The organism is Pseudarcicella hirudinis (assembly GCF_900115665.1).
Classification (GTDB): Bacteria; Bacteroidota; Bacteroidia; order Cytophagales; family Spirosomataceae; genus Pseudarcicella; species Pseudarcicella hirudinis.
The window spans coordinates 1-19,430 of the sequence record NZ_FOXH01000008.1; the positions used below are offsets into that span (position 1 = coordinate 1).

Here is a 19,430-nt window from a genome sequence, read left to right on the forward strand (position 1 = left end):
ACTTAATATACTTCCTGCCATCTTAGCCGGGGTGAATCTGTGTGTAACTTTAAACTGATTTTGATACCTCTGTCTGTCTCCTGCTCTTTTATTCCAGGTTCCAATTTTATTTTCCCATCTTGACAAATAAGCAAGTATAGTTCTGTCATCCAGTGAAGGGAAGTTATGACGGTCATAAACCTCACCAGTTTCATTATTGATTACTTCAAGTTGTCCAACCCAGAAACGCATATACTCATTAAATACCATTTTTGCGGTCGGTTTAACAAGTCTGCCAGCGAAAAGATTATTCAATAACTCAATCACATCAGCAGTTACCTTTACAGCGTTTTTATTCTCATGCTTCCGGCTTATTAAAGACTCTAAACCTTCTGTATCAAATTTTCGTAGAGCTTCCAGGAAACGACGTTCATTCGCAGGTAAAGTATGCTCATATCCATACTTCATTTGCTGAACCTTTTTAAAATACATTGCATCTTTCCAAATTGTTGTTGGTATTCCTCTCAAACTTCCTCTCTTAGAGAGTCTCTCAGTCGTACGAGCTGTTTTTAACATACCTGCTGCTTTGAGTGTACATGCGTTAACCGTGTATTCCTTGACGTGCTTGCTTTCCAAGCCTTTACCACTTTCAAAGTGGTATGACAGATAAAAGTCTTCAACATCTTTCGAAAATCTGTAAAACTTATCCATCCAGTCAATCACCTTACGAGGGTCTCCAAGTTTTTCTTTAATATCAATTGATAATGAATCAAAATCTATTAAGAGTTCTCGGCCATTACCGCCTGACTGAAGTTTCTTAATACCTAAAGTTGAGTCTTTATGCCTTTGTATATTTTTTTTCAAATGTTCATAGCTATTGAAAAATGTCGGCACTAATTCATCAACTTTTACAGCGATTTTATCTTTCCATTCGATTGGCATACTACTTTGTCTATTGATTGAATAATATGACTTTTTCTCTTTTCAATCATTTTCTTTATTGTTCCACTTATTAAATCACTTTGAGCCGTGCCTTGAAAAACTCTATATACAGACCTAGAATTTACCTTTAAAATAGTTGCTATTTCTTTCAAGTCACCTTTTTTCAAAAACTCCTTTCCTTCGAAAATTTCTGATTCTGTTTCAATGCTCTCAATTTCTTCCATTTTTAAATGTTGCATTTTTGTTTATTTTTGTAGTAGTATTGTTTACTTGTATGCAATATTATAAGATATATTCTAATTACACAAATAAAAGATAAGATATTTTTTAAGATATTTTCTAAAATCATGGATTCCCCCCTACAAAGAATAAAGCAATACATTGATTACAAAGGAGTTACAGTAGCTCAGCTGGAAAGATCAATAGGTATGTCAAATGGTTCATTTGCCAGCCAATTAAAGAATAATAAATCTATTGGCTCAGATAAAATAGAAAATATCTTAAGATTTTTTCCAGACTTAAACCCCGCATGGGTATTTCTTGGAACAGGAGAAATGACAAATTCTACACATGAAACCTCACAATTAGAAAAAAAACAACTACCGGATAATAAGTTTTTCAATGCTGAATCAATTGGTATTTTAAAAGATACCTCAGATGATTCTTATGTTTCTAAAAATGGAATGATCTTTTTTGAAATTGGAAATGGAAAGCTTCAGATGTTAATGCCATTAGTGGAATCTTACGCTTATGCAGGTTACTTACAGGGGTTCAATGAAGTTGAGTATTTAGATGAATTACCCAAGTTTTCTATTATAGTTGATAAATATTATAAAGGTATCTACAGAGCATTCCAAGTTAGAGGAGAATCAATGTTTGATGGAACTATACAGTCAATATGCTCAGGAGAGGTTGCAGTAGGAAGACATATAAGTAAGGATTACTGGAAGTCTAAGTTTCATTTACATCAATGGGAAGACTACATAATAGTTCACAATGAAGGCATTATTATAAAAAGGATAATACGCCATGATGTTGAAAATGGAATTATCGTTTGCCATTCTTTAAATCCAGATAAAGACATTTATCCTGATGTTGAAATAAATCTATCTGATTGCTTAGAAATATATAATGTAATTCAAACAACTAGGACTAGACAATTTTAGTACTAATTGTAATCATTTTTAAGCACACACACATTTATTTTCAAATATTATCCTGATAAAAACGATATAAGTAACTAATAAATAACATATTACATTTATGTTCCACGATTTTTTAATGTTTTTAGTGGTATGTTCCACGCATTTTTTGTGTATTTTTGATAGTTTTTAAGCACTCTATTATACATTTGGTTACATATTTTTACACAGTTTTGTCCCTCCAACTGTCCCCCCAACTCATAAAAACCTATGTAAATCGGTCAAAAACATACTTTTTTCATGCTTGTACTGCTCGAATAAAACGCTTTAAAAATGAGGCATATAAACACTCATTTTAACAAATGAAAAACGCCTTAAAATAGCCGTTTCCGGTTCATTTAAGGCGTTTTTTGCTTGTTATTACTACAGTATATATACTATCTATTTATATCCTTTTAAAAGCCGTTAACGTTTATGTACATACTACGTAGTATCTTGTATTTGTGTACATTTCGTTTTAATTAACACCAATAAGAAAATTTTAGGCTAATTTATTGTATTTCAGTTCTTTAAATCTGCAAAATTAGACAAATTATACTCTATGTTTATGTACTTATTGTTTTACCGCCTATATATGATTGAAGAATCATTACTTTTCCTGTTAACTTTTATCGCCACAGACCGAATGTACAAAATCCATCGGTTCCTGAGATTCAGATTAAAAATAATAGGTTTTTCCTTTAAACTTATTACCATTTGTCTATTCCAATAGTGCAATAATCTTTAACACTTTCTCACATCATTTAAAGCATATCTGTCTTGAAAAAGCTATTAGCCATCTCACTCTTTTTCTTATGCATAGCCTGCAAAAAAGATACTTCATCCGACAAAAGCAGTAATACTTTACAGTTTCTGGTCTTAGGAGACTGGGGAAGAAACGGCACGCAAAATCAACAGGAAGTTGCCAATCAGATGAATCTTACTGCCCTGAGTGAAAACACAGAATTTGTTATTTCTACGGGCGACAACTTTTATGAGACAGGCATACAAAGTACCAGCGATCCTCAGTGGAAAACTTCTTTTGAAGATGTTTATGCCGGAAAGGGTCTGCAAAAAGACTGGTTTGTGGTACTTGGGAACCATGATTATCAGGGTAATCCCGGTGCACAGGTTTTATATTCTCAGAAAAGCACCCGATGGAAAATGCCTGCCAGGTATTTCACTGTTGTTAAACCTATAGACGGAACAACTGCTGTAAGGTTTGTATTCATCGACTCCAACCCTTTTGTCAATGAATACCTTCAAAAATCAAGTCTGTATGCAGATATTCTTCAGCAAAACACTAAAAAACAATTGGCATGGATTGACAGTGTACTGACAAACAGCAAGGAAAAATGGAAAATTGTAGTAGGTCATCATCCGATTTATTCCGGAGGATATGGCCACGGTAATCAGGATGAACTAATTGCGCAATTGAAACCTATTCTGGAAAAAAATCATGTTCAGATGTATTTCTGCGGACATAGCCACAGTTCACAGTACTTAAAAGTCCCGGGCAGCCTGGTAGATTATGTGGTGGCCGGAGCAGGTTCTTCCACACAGGAATTTGTGCAACCTCAAACTTCAGTACTTTTTGGCACAATTGCCCCAAGCTTTACACTGGTAAGCATTTCTTCCGACAGCCTGAAAACGAGCTTTATTGATACGACAGGTCATGTACTTTTTAAAAACCGCAGAAGCTATTAAAATTTCCGGCAAAAACTTCGTTTCATAGTTCCGGAATTTAAAAACCAGATAACTTATACCCTCTTTAAAATGAAATTATACATTTCCGGAAAACCTTACAGACATAAATCTGCTTTCAGGGTTCTGCTTATATTTATTGCCTATTTAGTCAGTTTAACCCCCACAAGTGCTTTTTCTGAAATTGACAGCCTTTCTCATCCGGACAAAAAACGCCTGAAAACTTTGATAATTTCTGAAACTGCCGGGTATGCCGCTACATTAACAGGGCTTAGTGCCGCATGGTACAGCGAAAAAGCAAGCGGATTCAGGTTTTTTAACGATAATAACGAATGGCTTCAGATTGATAAACTAGGGCATTTTTATACAGATTATAATCTATGCCGGGTAAATCAGAGAGCATTTCTCTGGACAGGCCTGGATCATAAAAAGGCTACTTTATATGCAGGATTGTCAGGGCTTTTATTTATGACTACAATTGAAGTGCTTGATGGCACACAACCTGAATATGGTTTTTCCTGGGGAGATATGACTGCTAATATTCTGGGTCCCGGTATGTTTGTAGGGCAGGAAATACTCTGGGGAGAAAGTCGTATTCAGCCTAAATGGTCGTTTCATCCAACGGAATATGCCGCTTTATCACCCAATCAGCTAGGGAGATCATGGAATGAACAATGGCTTAAGGATTACAACGGGCAGACTTACTGGTTTTCAGCCAACATTGCCAAATTCCTCAGAAAAGATACGGGATTTCCCAAATGGCTTAATGTAGCGGTAGGTTATGGTATTCAAAACATGGTCGATGCGGATCCGGCCAAAAGTATTGCCAGAGGTTATACGCCTTATCGTCAGTATTATCTGGCATTAGACCTTAATCTTCAGCATTTTAAAACCAGATCCAGGTTACTGAACACACTGCTTTTTCTGGCAGATCAGATTAAAATCCCGGCCCCGACCCTTGAATATAATTCAAAATCAGGCTTTTCTTTTCATTCTTTATATTTTTAAACTACACGGTCTGAAACTACAGATTTTCAACAGATTCATTTTCTACTTTTGAATCAACTTACACGATTCTTAATAAACAGAAACATGAAAAAAACAATTTTGCTTGGAATAATGGGGCTTTCAGCCCTTACAGGCTTCTCACAAACCAAAGAAATTCCTGAAGCTGTTAAAGCTAAAATCACACAGACTTACCCAAAAGCGGAGAAAGTAAAATTTGAAAAGGAAAAGGGAAATTTTGAAGCGGGTTTTAAGAACGAAGGTAAAGAAATGTCTGTCGTACTGGACGCCAAAGGTAATATTCTGGAAACAGAAACGGACATAAACTTCTCCGGATTACCTAAGGAAGCAAAGCAATATATTGCCGAACACTTTAAAGGCAAAAAAATCAAAGAAACTGCTGAAATAACTGATGCACAGGGAAAGAAAAAATTTGAGGTTGAAATTGGTGGAAAAGATTATCTTTTTGATGAATCAGGTAAACTTTTAAAGAATTAATCGAAATACAACTTAATAAGCCCTGCTTCAGAAACTGGGCTTATGATTCCTCTTTTCTGATAAGTCTGGCGGTATAAATCCACAAACCAGCTTTATTCACTAACTCAATCTGCTTTTCTGAGTAGTAAATTTATGTTATCATCCTTCATTATTTTGTTCATTTGCGCACTCCTCGCCTTTTCTTTAAGTGCAGTTTGCGGTGGCGGTGCAGGGTTAATCTTAATGCCTGTTCTGGGAGCTTTTTTACCGGTAACCTATGTTCCTGTAGCACTTTCAATCGGAACTTTCTCAAGCTCATTCTCAAGAATCATTGTTTTTTACTCAAAGATTCGCTGGGATATTGTACGATGGTTTGTTCCTGCGGCTTTACCTGCCGTGTGGTTAGGCGCATGGCTGCTTAGTTACGTCAATCCGATGTACATTCAGTTATTGATGGGATTGTTTTTAGTCATCAATCTGCCTCAGATCTTTAAAACGCCTAAACCTGACACTAACAGCAAATTTTTACCTGCCTGGGTGCTTCTGTTTATTGGTTTTCTTACGGGCTTTGTTTCAGGATTAACCGGGGCCGTTGGCTTATTGTTCAACAGATTTTATTTCAGATATGGGCTCAGCAAGGAAGAAATTGTAGCAACCCGCTCGGCAAATGAGATAATTCTCCATCTCATAAAACTTTGTCTTTATGCTTCATTCGGCATAATTACGGCTAAAGTAATAAGTCTGGGAATAGCAGTGGCAGTGGCAGCTATTATCTCCTCTTTCTGCATGAAATGGATACTACCCCGTTTAAGCGAATCTGTTTTCAGGAAAGTTGGTTATACAGCGATGGTTCTGTCCGGTTTTTTCATGCTGGCAGAATCCGGAAACCGAATCAGCAATGCTAAAAATATCAACCTGAGTTTCACCCCCGTTTCTGATGGCCTTGAAACCAGAATGCAATGGAAATCTATGAATATTGCCTTTGAATTTACATATGATGAAGGCTTTGAATACGAACAAATTATCCCGTTTTCAGATTTGCCTGTTCAGAAACAGTCTTTTGTCCGGCAATTCAGTAAAGACGCCGATCATGTGGTAATCGAAGAAGTCTTTGGAAGAGACCAACATTTTTATGAATTGTATGTAACCAGAAAAGGGGCTATCAAAAAATTTGATTTCTGATTATTAAAGGCTGGAAATAATACTCTTAGCAACCTTGATCATCGCATCCGGAGAAGTCTTACTCGTCAGCCTGTTTACTTTAAATCTGAGCATTTTATTGCCCTTTCTAGCCAGAATAAGGTAAAAGTTTAGGGAGTCTGTATGTGAAAATGACTCGCATCCGGTCACTTGAAGAATGTCTAAACTGGCCCCTCTGAGATTTTGTGTAAGAATATCTGTAAACACTTTCCGGGCTGAAGATTCGTCCTTATATTTTTCAAACATATAGTACAACTTACCTGTTTTCCTGGTTTTAGCGTCTTCTGAAATGGCGGTATAGGTGCATTTGCACTGGAGAATTGTCTCTTTCATAGTTGAAGACTTTTCAGATAACCGGGCTGACTGACCGAGAATACTTTCAGCTTCAGACTGAGTAATGCAGGATTGCGGAATACTGTCAGAATGAACAAATGGTTCTTTTTGAAAATCATAAGCAATACCTAAGCGCTGTTTTTCAAATGAATGTTTTGGAGACCCGGAAAAGATAAATAACAAGACTGCCGGAATAAGAATAAGATTTCTCATGGGCTGGATGGTTGCAGTCTTTCCGCTGCCGGGATTAAAATACATTGTTATTCAAAACATCTCCTTTTTATTCCAAAAACCGCCATAACATTTTCACATAATAGGCTATTAAGTTACATAAATTTCAGCTATAAATCCGGAAGGGTTTACTAAAAACATTCGAAACTAATTATCATTTGGTAACATACTGTTAATATACACATAATCTCCTTATCCTTTCCGATCCCCTACTTTTGTCAGTTATAATCTATTCAGGAATCATCATTTCACAGTTCTGTTACCTTCAGGAATTTTACGCTCATAAACAAGGGATACGCATGGGTACTTCCCTGAGGGCTTATAACCTCATTTATAACATTTAAAAAAATGAAAGTATTAATTGTAGAAGACGAAAAAGAACTCTCAAAAAGCATTGTTAACTATCTTAAACAAGAGCAATTTGTCTGTGAAACTGCTGAATGCTACGCAGAAGCACAGGACAAAATAATTTGTTATGACTACGATTGTGTTTTACTGGATATTTCTTTACCTGACGGAAACGGTTTTAATCTTCTGGAATTACTGAAAAGTCAGAAAAAGAATGATGGTGTAATTATCATCTCCGCCAAAAATTCTATTGATGACAAAATTAAAGGGCTGACATTAGGCGCGGATGATTATCTTTCAAAACCATTCCATTTAGCTGAATTAAGTGCCAGAATTAAGGCGATAATCCGCAGAAAAAGCTTTGAAGGAAATAATCAGGTTGTAATCGGTCAGCTGGTGATTGACCTCAATCAGAAAACCGCCAGCTGGGGACAGGATTTGCTGGAATTTACCAGAAAAGAACTTGAACTTTTATTATTTCTTCTCTCAAATAAAGAGAAAGTTGTTTCAAAAAAAGCTATTGCGGAACATCTTTCAGGAGATAATGCAGATTTATTTCCCAATTTTGATTTTATCTATGCGCATATCAAGAATCTGAAGAAAAAAATGGCAGAAGCCGGATGCCCCGATTATATACAGTCTGTTTATGGATTAGGTTATAAATTTGTTTATTGAGATGCAATTATTAAGTAAAACTGTCCGGAGTTATCTCATTTATTGCGTTGTCATTATTATTTGCAGCATTCCGACCTTATATTTTCTGTTATATAATTTTATCAGACACGAATCGGAAGAAGCCCTTCACATCAGGAAAGAGCATATTATTAAAAGCACGGCAAAGCTTCATTCTATCAGGGAGCTGCAACAGTATATACAATTCCATGAAGATTTAACCATTACTCCGCTTGACTCTTCTATTGAAAAAACTGATGAAAAAACGTCGAAAATATTCGAATATGATAGTATTTCTCAGGAAAATATTCCGTTTGCAATCTTCTCATTTCCGCTTGAATTTGAGCATAAAAAATACCGGATCGACCTCCGTGAGTCTTTAATTGAACGGGAAGAGCTGATGGAGCTCATTCTTTCTATCCAGATCAGCGTATTAATGCTCCTTCTGGCGGGATTATTCTTTATCAATAAGAACCTTGCTTCCAAAATCTGGACTCCTTTCTATCAGATTCTGGAAAAAGTGAAAGAAATAGAAGTAAATCGTGATGCAGAATTGAATCTCCCCAAAACCAACATCCGGGAATTTGAAGATTTAAAACAGGCCATTCTTTATCTGGCCAAGAAAAACCGCAGAGTTTATCAGGTACAGAAGGAATTTACAGAAAATGCGGCACATGAAATGCAGACACCACTCGCCATATTTCAGTCAAAACTGGAATTACTGATGCAAAGCATGAACCTCAATGAAGAACAAGCTAATCTTATTGAATCATTACTTAACGTCAGTCAGCGTTTATCCAGACTCAACCGCAGTCTGCTTCTGCTGGCTAAAATTGAAAACGAACAATTTATTGAAAAAGAAGAAATTGATGTTTGTGAGGTAATTCAGGCACTTATCGGGCAATTCTCTGAACAGTTCAGGTATCAGAAGATTAAGTCGGACATTCATTTACCGAATCCGATCTACCTGAAAGCAAATACTACTTTACTGGAAATTCTCTTTTCAAACCTCATCTCAAACGCCATTAAATACAACCTTGAACAAGGTATCTTTCTATTGAACAGCAATAGCCGGAATGAAATAATTATCAGTAATTCTGGTCGGTTATCTGCTGTGCATTCGGCTGACATGTTTGAACGTTTCACCAAAAATGCTTCAGCGCAGGAAGGCATTGGTTTAGGGCTTGCCATTGTTAAAAAAATATGTGATACCTGCCATTATCAAATAGATTATCATTTTGACGACGATCTTCGTCTTCATCATTTTAAAGTAAAATTCTGATCTGCTTTTGCCTATGAATGAGGCAAAAGCCTTTTGCTTTAAAGGAATTGTTACCAAAACATCAACACCATGTTAAATCAAAAATGATTGCGCAAAAATTCTAAATTCATTCAGAATTGCCCTCATTCCTTTGCATGAATATTAACTATCCCGTAAATAATCATGCAGCATTTTTACAAAATTATAATTTTTCTTCTCCTCTCAAATCAGCTTCTTGCCGGAAGTCTAAAAGGCAAAGTAGTTGATTCCCGTACCAATGAACCACTTGTCGGAGCTTCTGTGACTGTGAAAATAAATGACAAAAAGATTGGCACGCTGACAGATCTGGAAGGTAAATATGAAATCAAAAATATCTCTGCCGGAACTTACGAAATTCATTGCAGTTACACCGGTTATAAGAAAGCAGAGCATAAAATTACAGTAACTCAGGACAAAATCACTTTTAATATTTCATTGACCGAAACGAGTATCGACATCGGGGAAGTAGTCGTAAAAGGTTCTGTAAACAAAGAAACTGAATCCAGTGCCCGGAAATCTGAAAAAAACTCAGATAATATTCTCAACATTATTCCGGCAAAAACAATCCAATTGCTTCCGGATATTACGGTAGGTAACATTTTACAAAGAATTTCAGGGGTTTCGGTAGTGAGAAACAGCAGCGGGGACGGCCAGTATGCCATCATCCGGGGAATGGATAAGCGTTATAATTATACCCTCGTAAACGGCATAAAAATCCCAAGTCCTGATAATAAAAACCGTTACGTTCCGATGGATATTTTTCCGGCAGAAATGCTGGAAAGGCTGGAAGTCGTAAAGGCATTGACGCCAAATATGGAAGGAGATGCAATCGGCGGAGCAATGAATATGATTATGAAATCTGCGCCTGATCATCTTACCATTTCCGCAACGGCTTCAACCGGATACAGTCAGCTATTTGCAGACCGACCTTTTTCAGGTTTTGATTCAAAAGGCATCGCTTTTCAGGCTCCATCAGAGATTCATGGCAGTAAATATGTAGCAGTTCCTTCTGATTTTTCCGTAAAACACCTGAATTATCAGGAAGTCAAATTGCCTGTCAATTCATTATTCGGCTTCACACTTGGAAACAGAATTCTGAATAACAAACTGGGATTCGTAATTGCTGGAAGTTTCCAGAAAACTTACCGGGGAAGCAATTCTATCTTTTTTAACCCAAATGGACAGCCTTCTCCCGATCCTGCCCCAAATACCCCGCTTTTTGATAAAATTCAGAAAAGAGAGTATTCTACTTTACAGACAAGATCAGGTTTGCACACAAAATTAGACTACCTTCTCAATGCCAACAATAAACTAAGTCTGTATGGCATGTTCATGCAGTTAGATGAAGAAATGCATCGTCATACCATGGATAATTCATTTACAGTACTGGGAGATGAAAGCATTCTGGATCGTTCAAGGTTTCAAAGACAAAACATTTACAATGCAACTTTACAGGGAAATCATACCTTAACCCCTAAATTAAAGTTTAACTGGTCTGCTGCATATTCAAATGCAACGAGTAAAACCCCGGACTGGACTGACCTCAGTGTAACTTATAAAATTACTATGGGTGCAGATGGAAAACCTACGGAATCTGCAAGATATATTGATCCTGTTACACATATCTGGACACATAATCAGGATGAGGATAAATCAGGTTACCTTAACTTTATCTATGACCTGAAGAAAAATGTAGAAATATCTGCCGGAGGGATGTATCGTACAAAAAACCGAAGTAATTTCTATACTTCAAACCGGCTTAATACGGTTCTTCCGGGGGCAGACCGTCAGGTATTTACCACAATCAATCAGGCTATATTCTCCTTCAGACCCGAATCTGATGCTTATGCCGATACGACCAACGGAAATAACTATACTGCTCAGGAACAAATCACAGCGGCTTATATTCAGGGAAAAGTACTCCTGAATAAATTGCAGATTGTGGGTGGATTAAGAGCAGAGAATACTTCTCAAAGCTATACCTCACAACTTCCGGTTACTGCAATAGGCAAGACAGGTAAAATAGAATACCTGGATTTATTGCCGAGTGTTCATTTCAAATATTCACTGGATGAACGCCAGAATATCAGACTATCCTATTTCAAAGGAATCAGCAGACCTGGTTATTTCGAATTTATTCCTGCCCCGATTGCCGGAGATTATTTCGACGAAAGCGGTAATTACAACATCAAGCATACCCAGTCGGACAATATTGACCTCCGATATGAGATTTTCCCGAAAGGTAATGAGCAGTTATTGGTAGGTGCTTTTTACAAAAACCTGACAAATCCGATCGAATACGGATTTCAGCAGGTAGGTAACAACTCTTATTTATATACGCCGCAAAACTTCGGAAATGCGACTAATTACGGTTTTGAACTTGTTTTCGTAAAATACCTGAGAAACTGGGGAATTTCAGGTAACTATACTTATACAAAATCTTCGATCACAACTACCAAAAGAGTTTATTACCGTGATGCCAATGGTTTTATTCAGAATGCTCCTCCGGCAACTCCTGAATACCCGACCCCTCCTACCCAAACCAGACCTTTACAAGGCCAGTCTGATCACATTGCCAATATTTCATTAATCTATAAAAATGCCAAACTCGACTTTGATGCACAACTTTCCTGGGTTTATACAGGAAAAAGAATCAACATTGTTTCGCCTTACAAGGATCTTGATTACTGGCAAAGAGGAACCTCTCAGTTAGATTTTTCAGCAGAAAAAAGACTCTTGAAAAATTTCTCGGTATTCGTAAAAATGACCAACCTGCTTAATAATCCGATTATTGTTGAAATCCTTCACCCAAACACACTCGGAGGCTTACCGGAACAAACGCAGGATGATAAAATTTTAGTCCAGAAAGATGTTTTTCAGCAAACCTATCTGGCAGGTATTCGCTATAAACTTCAATAAACCCCGACCGGAAAGGGAAATCCTAACATCAGCGCTCTCCATCCGGATTCAGGAGAGACTAAACAAATAAACATGAAAAAGTTTTCAAATCTTCTTATTGCAATTTGCCTGCTGGCTTGCGTATTCTCCTGCAGTAAATCGGATGAGGTTGTTACCGTTTCTCAGCCATTATTAACTATCGGTAAAGCAGTGGATAACAAAACACCTTTGTCAGGATCTATTAAAGGAACCATGAAAAGCGATTCTGTTTACAACGTAAACGGAGATGTTTTCATCAACGAAAATGACACATTACTTATCCAGCCCGGTGTAAAAATTTATATTAACGGGAATTATAGTATCGTAGTAAAAGGAACTTTACTTTCACTTGGTTCTAAAGATAAACCGATATATTTCACAGTTAAAAATGTTACTAAAACAGATCAGATTGGTGCAGACCCAACCACAGATCCTGCTTATAAAGGACTTTGGGGAGGTATTTTAGGAGAAACTACAGCTAAATTATTGGTGGTAAAATGGACACACGTAGAATTTGGCGGTGGAAAAGCAACCGTTTCTCCGGTTTCTTTTATCGCAAATAACGGAAACACTTATCCTTTGTGTTTCAGTAATCCGGACGGTGTTTTTGTTTTAGAGGATTCATGGGTTTACGGTTCAGTTGATGATCCTATCCGTACTTTCGGTGGAAAATTGCATGTAATGAGAAATACCTTTGAAAAAAGCGGATTTACCGGAGGTGAATGTCTCAATATTAAATCGGGAAGTGTCGGAAACTTCGCTTATAACCTGTTTATCGGTTCTGCTACCAACGGTTCTAAAGCTTCCAATAACGGAGGTAAAAACCCGCAGACTACGATCTATATGTACAACAATACGTATATTGATTGTGGTTACCGTCGCGCAGCAGCTGGCAGAGGAGGTTCTATCAACTTTGAGGAAGGCTCAAGAGGAGTTGCGTATAACAACCTAATCGTAAACTGTAAATATGGTGTACGAATTGTCGGAGCAAATGGTACCTATCTTGGAAATACTTTAGTCTCTGCTGATACAGCCAATATCAAATATGGTTATAACTTCAATTACGTAGATTCTACTTTTATCGCAAATGAAATTTACCCAACCGGATTTGCTACTAAAATACAATCAACTGACATTCCGGCACCTGGTTCTTTCCTTCCGGCTTCTTATAAGCCAGGACAAGTATATGATGGTTCGGCTGTCGTAGGTAAGAATAATCCTTCTTTTGTTAATTTCCCATTACCTCAAACCAGCAAAAGAATGAGAGATATCAGTGTGGTAGGAACCTATAATTTCAGATTGCAATCAAACTCTCCTGCACTTGGTAAAGGATTTACCGGATTCTCTCCTTTGGCAAATGGTGTTCCGGTAAGTGCGAATTTCGGAGCGACAGAAATTACACCTCCGAATAAAGACCTTGGCGCTTATCCTTCGGATAATTCAGGGAACAAACATTAATATTTCTTTCTCCCCGGATTCTTTCAAATCAGAAAGATCCGGGGTTTGAAACCCCCAGAACCTTTCACAGAAAAGTCCCCCTTCATGAATAAATTTAAATATTCATTCCTGCTCTTAATGCTCTCATTACAGGTTTTTGCTCAGAAAGACCAGCATCGTTCCCTGAATTTCTTTGTATTGGGAGATTGGGGAATGAAAGGACAGGAGCAACAGACCGAAGTTGCCAATCAAATGAGAAATGAGGCAAAAACCTCAGATCTTTCCTTTCTGCTAACTACCGGAGATAACTTTTATGAAAAAGGTGTGTTAAGCACTACTGATGAACACTGGACTTTATCCTATGAAAATGTTTATCAGGAATTAACCAGGCAGTTCAATTGGTATGCAGCGTTGGGAAATCATGATTATATGGGCTCTCCTGAAGCTGAAACGGCATATCATAAGGTCAATCCTAACTGGAATCTTCCTTCAAGATATTACACATTTGTTAAAGAAACTCCTGATAAGCAAAAGGTTCGTTTTGTAGTATTGGATACCAATCCTTATGCCACTGCCTATTATAAGGATCCGAAATATGCAGAATATGTTAAAACACAGGATACTACACGCCAGACTCATTGGGTAGACAGCGTGTTGGCAGTTTCAAGTGAACCCTGGAAAATTGTGGTTGGCCACCATCCCATTTACAGCTCAAAACCTAAACCCGGAGAAACAGAATTTTTAAGATCCTCAATTGCCCCTTTGCTGGAAAAATATAAAGTGCAGGCTTACTTTTCAGGACATGACCATCTCATGCAGTTTAACAAACCTGAAAATACTTCGGTAAGTTATATTATTTCCGGAGGAGCCGGAAAACCACGGAACTCCGCTACAAAGGAAACATTCACCGTTTATTCTGAAAACAAAGCAGCATTCGCCTCCTGCAGCATTCAAGGTAAAACACTGAAAATAACCTTTATAGATGCACAGGGTCAGCATTTATTTGACCATAAAATCCATCGGTAAATCATTAATTGTTCTGTAAATCTCCAATATAAGCATAAGCTTCTTGTCAAATTCATCATTCAATCATTAAACAATGAAAAATTTATTCAGAAATGCCTCTTTGATGGCAATGGCTGTTTTAGCCGGAAATATGCAGCTATCTGCTCAAAACACTATAGCTCCAACCTATAAATTCATTAAGAAAATAAACCTGACCGGAAACGGCAAATGGGATTTCCTGAAAATGGATGGTGAAAAAGAAAGACTTTATGTCTCCCATTTTGACAAAGTGCATGTCATAGACCTTAATACAGACAAACAGATTGCTGAAATTACAGGACTGAACGGTGTTCATGGCATCGGACTCGCCAAAGAGATTTCCAAAGGATATATCACAAACGGAGGTAATAATACGGTTACTGTTTTTGAAGATAAAACTTTCAAAGTCCTTAAAACAATCAATGTAAAAGGGAAAAAGCCGGATGCAATTATTCATGATAAAGCATCTAATAAAGTTTTTGCTTTTTGTGGAAAGAGTAATAATGTAGTGGTTATTGACCCGGTAAATGATGAAGAAGTTGCCTCAATTGAACTTGGTGGTAAACCGGAAATTGCCGTAGCAGACGGAAAAGGATTAATTTTCAACAATATTGAAGATAAAAATGAAGTGGTTGTTATTGATTCTAAGAATTTAAAAGTTAATAAGCACTACTCTTTAGGAAATAACAAGGCTCCTACAGGAATAGCTTTAGATGCCAAAAACAATCGTCTTTTTGTAACTTGCGAAGAATCAAAAACATTGGTAATTATGAATGCGGAAAATGGCAAAATAATTACGGTTCTTCCGATAGGTGAAAATGTTGACGGGGTTATTTATGAAAAAGAATTAGGCCTTATTATTACTTCCAACGGAGATGGCACTGCAACTATCGTTAAGCAAATCAGTGCAGATTCTTATAAGCTGGCTCAAACGCTGAAGACAAATAAAGGTTGCAAAACCATTGTTCACCGTGGAACCACACATAATATATTCTTAAGTGGTGCAGAGTTTTCTGAAAAGGAAATCAAACCAGATACATTCGGGGTATATATTTACGGACCGGGTAAATAACATCAGTCCTAAGATTAACCTTAGAAGAGGCTGCCTGAAAATGGTAGCCTCTTTTCGTTTTCCCCCATCCCATGGTTTGTGACCCACAAACCACAAACTACCTTGATTAACTCATTTGTAAAGACACAAACGAGGCTAAGCAATTACTGAAAACATTCAACTTTCTGACTTCTGTTTATTTTCACCATGGTTTGTGACCCACAAACCATCACAAACTACCTTGATTAACTCATTTGTAAAGACACAAACGAGGCCATGCAATTACTGAAAACATTCAGCCTTCCCGACTTCCATTTATTTAACTAATTGGTTAAAAGACACTTAATAACAACACATGATTTATCATAATGGATAATAACGGTACAGTCTTGGTCAATTATCACCAATCCATTTGCAAGTGAGCCAAATATCTTTGTTAAGGAATCTTTATCGATTCTTTAACAAATCTGCCCATCATTTTACCGAAAAATCATGTTATGAAAAAACAACTATTAAGAAACCTCATTATACTCTCCGTTTTTTTATGCTACGGTATGACATCCTATGCACAAAAAATCTCACTAAAAGGGAAAGTGACAGATCAGGAAGGCAAAGCCCTGCAGGGAGTATCTGTAATCGTAAAAGGCACAACCAGGGGAACACTTACCTCTCAAAGCGGTTTATTTGAAATCAGTGCCAGTCAAAAAACTGTGCTGGTTTTCAGATATGTCGGGTTCAGGACAGAAGAGCGCAGCTTTGAAAACAGCAATAATAACATCGACATTCAGCTAAAGCAGGATGACTCGGCCCTCGAAGAAGTTGTTGTTACAGCTTTAGGGGTAAAACGCGACAAAAGGGCCTTGACCTACAGTTCTCAGGATGTCAAAGGAGATGAACTTGTCAAAGCCAAAGAACCAAATATCGTAAATGGTCTGGCAGGAAAAGTTTCCGGTGTACAGATCACCAGTTCCTCCGGTGCTCCCGGTAGTTCTTCCAGAATTGTAATCAGAGGAACAACCTCAGTATTCGGAGATAACCAGGCATTAATTGTGGTGGACGGTGTTCCGATCAATAATGATGAAACCGGTAACCTGAACTCCGGCCCGGGTAGCAACCGTCTGGTTGATATTGACCCTTCAATTATTGAAAGTGTCAACGTATTAAAAGGGGCTGCAGCTACTTCTCTCTATGGTTCAGCAGGTGCAAGAGGAGTTTTAATGATTACTACCAAAAGTGGTTCTGCTGAAAAAAAGCCCGTTTTATCCTTCAGTGCTGATTACTCCTTCGAAAATCCTCTTCTCCCGCAAACCCAAACGAAATATGCACAGGGTTCAAGAGGGCAATTTATCGATGGAGAAGCCAATAAAACCAGTCTTTCATGGGGGCCGCTTATGGATACTCTTAAAGTCAATGGTGCCCCTGCGAAGAGATATGACCTGCAAAAAATGTTTTTCAAAACAGGAATTACCCAAAACTATACAGTTGGTTTAAGTGGTGGTGGCAGTAATTCAAGCTATTATATTTCTTATTCAGATTTTAACCAACAGGGAAGTGTTCCCAATACTTCATTCAACCGTCATGCCCTTTTCACGAAATACACTACAAAAGTATTCAAAGATTTAACCAGCAATTTCCAGTTTAACTACAGCAATACTTCGAACGACAGAATGCCCGAAGGATACGCCCTGGAAAACCCGATCTGGACAGTCTTAGCCGGACCCGTTTCATGGAATCCTCTACCCTATCTGAATCCGGACGGAACTCAGCGGGTTTATCGCTATTCCCGGAATAATCCATTTTGGGTATTGGACAATGTTTACAACAAATCTACGGTAAACCGTTTCATTCCGATCATGACATTTACCTATTCTCCGTTAAGCTGGTTAACGGTTACGGAAAGACTTGGTGCAGATATTTACGGGGAACAGTCGAAGTACAAAGAAGCGCCAAGTTCCACCTTAGCTACTTTAGGAAGAATCATCGAACAAAACACCAATTTCAGAAGATTTAATCATGATCTGATCATCAGTGCCAATAAAGACTTCGGTAATTTCGAACTGAATGCCTTATTGGGAAACAATGTCACTTCAATTTATACGCAGAACCATTATATCAAAGGTACAGGTTTAAATATTGATGGTTTTGACAACGTCGGATCTGCCTCTACAATAACGGCTTATGAGAACAATTTTTTACAGCGTAAAGTTGGTTTCTATGCACAGGCAAACTTAGAATATAAACATTTTCTGGCTTTATCACTTACCGGAAGATATGACGGAAGTTCTGTACTTAGCAAGGAAAAAAGTTTCTATCCTTACAGCTCTGTTGCAACAAGCTTTATCTTCTCTGAATTGCTGTCGGGTTCTTTAAGTGAAGTAATTAATTTCGGTAAAATCCGCTTATCCTATGCCACTGTCGGAAATGATGGCGTTGGTCCTTATTCTCTTACTACCCCTTTTATTATTCCTAACTCTCCGAATACACCTAACTTCAATAACCTTTCATTTCCGTTTCAGGGACAAGCAGGATTTTTGCTAAGTCCGACCTTAGGTAATTCGAATCTGAAAAACGAAACCCTTAATGAATATGAAATCGGATTGGAAGCAAAATTTCTGCACAACAGAATCGGATTGGAAGCTTCTTATTTTAACCGCAAAACAATTGATGGCATTATTCCTGGTGTAGCCATTGCTCCTGCTACCGGTTATACAGGTACTACTGTGAATAGTGCCAGTCTGGAAAACAAAGGGTTCGAGGTTTTATTGAATCTTACTCCGATAAAAACCTCTCATCTGAAATGGGATATTGCTTTCAACTTTACCCGCATCCGAAACAAAGTGCTGTCACTTTATGGAGATACCAAACAACTGGGTAATGGTTTCTCTCAAATCATTGTCGGAGAGCCTTACGGGGTAAAATACGGAGCAAGGTTTAAAAGAACCACAAGCGGAGAACTGCTCATTGATGCCAAAGGCTTACCTATCCGTGATGAACAGGATGGGATAGTTGGTAATATTTCGCCGGATTGGCTGGCAGGTATGAACAATACAATCCGGTACAAACAATTTGGGTTGAGTTTCTTTTTTGATATGAAAAAAGGCGGTGATATTGAAAACAATGTGGACGGTTACGGCGCATTTTACGGAACAACCAAAGCCAGTGAAGACAGAACACCGAGGGTACTGAAAGGAATCAGCATTGTAGATAATAAGCCAAATACTGTTCCGGCAGATATGCAGACTTATTATCAAAATTTCGGAGGTATGCTGGAAAGTATCATTCAGGATGGCACGTATATTAAACTACGTAGCGTCAGTGTCAATTATGACCTCCATCCGAATTTATTGAAGAAAACTCCGTTCAGATCTGCCTCAATTGTAGTAAGCGGCAGAAACCTCTGGATTTACAGTCCTCATTTTACAGGTGCGGATCCGGAAGTCAGTTCATTTGGTTCCTCAAATGGTTCACAGGGAATTTACTCATTCTCAGCTCCTACTTCGCGTTCGATAAATTTCTCTCTGAAAGTAACTTTCTAAAGAATCCTTGCGATAGCTTTTGAGTGAATTGTTAAATTTTAAACAGATACAAA

At 37.7% G+C, this 19,430-nt stretch carries 15 protein-coding genes; 12 read left to right on the top strand and 3 right to left on the bottom strand.

What is annotated here, in order from left to right; translation table 11 throughout:
• Both BM179_RS14390 and BM179_RS14395 read right to left on the bottom strand, forming a co-directional pair.
• Window positions 1–921: hypothetical protein (locus BM179_RS14390; protein ID WP_218159224.1), on the bottom strand; the 921-nt coding region annotated here is incomplete at its 3' end.
• The gene (locus BM179_RS14395; RefSeq protein ID WP_143095232.1) at window positions 888–1,160 is read right to left on the bottom strand and encodes a hypothetical protein; all 273 of its coding nucleotides are present in this window, start codon (window positions 1,158–1,160) and stop codon (window positions 888–890) included. The genes BM179_RS14390 and BM179_RS14395, both read right to left, overlap by 34 nt.
• Before the next feature lie 108 nt (window positions 1,161–1,268).
• Between BM179_RS14395 and BM179_RS14400 the strand changes: the two genes are divergently transcribed.
• From BM179_RS14400 to BM179_RS14420, 5 genes are all read left to right on the top strand, one after another.
• Entirely contained in the window at window positions 1,269–2,087 is an 819-nt protein-coding gene (locus tag BM179_RS14400; RefSeq protein WP_092017852.1) for a hypothetical protein, read from the top strand.
• A gap of 795 nt (window positions 2,088–2,882) precedes the next feature.
• Complete coding sequence (locus BM179_RS14405) at window positions 2,883–3,809, top strand: purple acid phosphatase family protein (protein WP_177219412.1); 927 nt, start codon at window positions 2,883–2,885, stop codon at window positions 3,807–3,809.
• A 69-nt stretch (window positions 3,810–3,878) separates the two neighbouring features.
• Complete coding sequence (locus BM179_RS14410; protein WP_092017854.1) at window positions 3,879–4,814, top strand: DUF2279 domain-containing protein; 936 nt, start codon at window positions 3,879–3,881, stop codon at window positions 4,812–4,814.
• Between the two features lie 84 nt (window positions 4,815–4,898).
• Window positions 4,899–5,309: a PepSY-like domain-containing protein gene (locus BM179_RS14415; RefSeq protein ID WP_092017855.1), complete on the top strand. Its 411-nt coding sequence runs from the start codon at window positions 4,899–4,901 to the stop codon at window positions 5,307–5,309.
• 153 nt (window positions 5,310–5,462) lie between these two features.
• Entirely contained in the window at window positions 5,463–6,470 is a 1,008-nt protein-coding gene (locus BM179_RS14420) for a sulfite exporter TauE/SafE family protein (RefSeq protein ID WP_229632953.1), read from the top strand.
• Window positions 6,471–6,473: 3 nt separating this feature from the next.
• On the opposite strand, the gene BM179_RS14425 is transcribed toward BM179_RS14420, so the two are convergent.
• Entirely contained in the window at window positions 6,474–7,034 is a 561-nt protein-coding gene (locus BM179_RS14425) for a hypothetical protein (RefSeq protein WP_143095233.1), read from the bottom strand.
• A gap of 366 nt (window positions 7,035–7,400) precedes the next feature.
• Between BM179_RS14425 and BM179_RS14430 the strand changes: the two genes are divergently transcribed.
• The 7 genes from BM179_RS14430 to BM179_RS14460 all read left to right on the top strand — a co-directional run bounded on the left by BM179_RS14430 (window position 7,401) and on the right by BM179_RS14460 (window position 19,377).
• Window positions 7,401–8,075 carry a response regulator transcription factor gene (locus BM179_RS14430; RefSeq protein WP_092017858.1) on the top strand — a complete coding sequence of 225 codons (675 nt, stop codon included), beginning with the start codon at window positions 7,401–7,403 and terminating at the stop codon, window positions 8,073–8,075.
• 1 nt (window position 8,076) lies between these two features.
• On the top strand, window positions 8,077–9,354 hold the full coding sequence (locus BM179_RS14435) for a sensor histidine kinase (RefSeq protein ID WP_092017859.1): 1,278 nt from the start codon (window positions 8,077–8,079) through the stop codon (window positions 9,352–9,354).
• A gap of 162 nt (window positions 9,355–9,516) precedes the next feature.
• On the top strand, window positions 9,517–12,291 hold the full coding sequence (locus BM179_RS14440; protein WP_092017860.1) for a TonB-dependent receptor: 2,775 nt from the start codon (window positions 9,517–9,519) through the stop codon (window positions 12,289–12,291).
• A gap of 72 nt (window positions 12,292–12,363) precedes the next feature.
• Window positions 12,364–13,767, top strand: coding sequence for a hypothetical protein (locus BM179_RS14445; RefSeq protein WP_092017861.1), 1,404 nt, complete (start codon window positions 12,364–12,366; stop codon window positions 13,765–13,767).
• Window positions 13,768–13,851: 84 nt separating this feature from the next.
• Entirely contained in the window at window positions 13,852–14,772 is a 921-nt protein-coding gene (locus tag BM179_RS14450; RefSeq protein WP_092017862.1) for a metallophosphoesterase, read from the top strand.
• A gap of 73 nt (window positions 14,773–14,845) precedes the next feature.
• Window positions 14,846–15,862: a YncE family protein gene (locus tag BM179_RS14455; RefSeq protein ID WP_229632954.1), complete on the top strand. Its 1,017-nt coding sequence runs from the start codon at window positions 14,846–14,848 to the stop codon at window positions 15,860–15,862.
• A gap of 476 nt (window positions 15,863–16,338) precedes the next feature.
• Window positions 16,339–19,377: a SusC/RagA family TonB-linked outer membrane protein gene (locus BM179_RS14460; RefSeq protein WP_092017863.1), complete on the top strand. Its 3,039-nt coding sequence runs from the start codon at window positions 16,339–16,341 to the stop codon at window positions 19,375–19,377.
• Window positions 19,378–19,430 lie beyond the last annotated feature (53 nt).

Coding starts and splice junctions, on each gene's coding strand:
- BM179_RS14395 (WP_143095232.1), bottom strand. CDS start 1,160: ATGCAACATTTAAAAATGGAAGAAATTGAGAGCATTGAAACAGAATCA.
- BM179_RS14400 (WP_092017852.1), top strand. CDS start 1,269: ATGGATTCCCCCCTACAAAGAATAAAGCAATACATTGATTACAAAGGA.
- BM179_RS14410 (WP_092017854.1), top strand. CDS start 3,879: ATGAAATTATACATTTCCGGAAAACCTTACAGACATAAATCTGCTTTC.
- BM179_RS14415 (WP_092017855.1), top strand. CDS start 4,899: ATGAAAAAAACAATTTTGCTTGGAATAATGGGGCTTTCAGCCCTTACA.
- BM179_RS14425 (WP_143095233.1), bottom strand. CDS start 7,034: ATGAGAAATCTTATTCTTATTCCGGCAGTCTTGTTATTTATCTTTTCC.
- BM179_RS14430 (WP_092017858.1), top strand. CDS start 7,401: ATGAAAGTATTAATTGTAGAAGACGAAAAAGAACTCTCAAAAAGCATT.
- BM179_RS14435 (WP_092017859.1), top strand. CDS start 8,077: ATGCAATTATTAAGTAAAACTGTCCGGAGTTATCTCATTTATTGCGTT.
- BM179_RS14440 (WP_092017860.1), top strand. CDS start 9,517: ATGCAGCATTTTTACAAAATTATAATTTTTCTTCTCCTCTCAAATCAG.
- BM179_RS14445 (WP_092017861.1), top strand. CDS start 12,364: ATGAAAAAGTTTTCAAATCTTCTTATTGCAATTTGCCTGCTGGCTTGC.
- BM179_RS14450 (WP_092017862.1), top strand. CDS start 13,852: ATGAATAAATTTAAATATTCATTCCTGCTCTTAATGCTCTCATTACAG.
- BM179_RS14455 (WP_229632954.1), top strand. CDS start 14,846: ATGAAAAATTTATTCAGAAATGCCTCTTTGATGGCAATGGCTGTTTTA.
- BM179_RS14460 (WP_092017863.1), top strand. CDS start 16,339: ATGAAAAAACAACTATTAAGAAACCTCATTATACTCTCCGTTTTTTTA.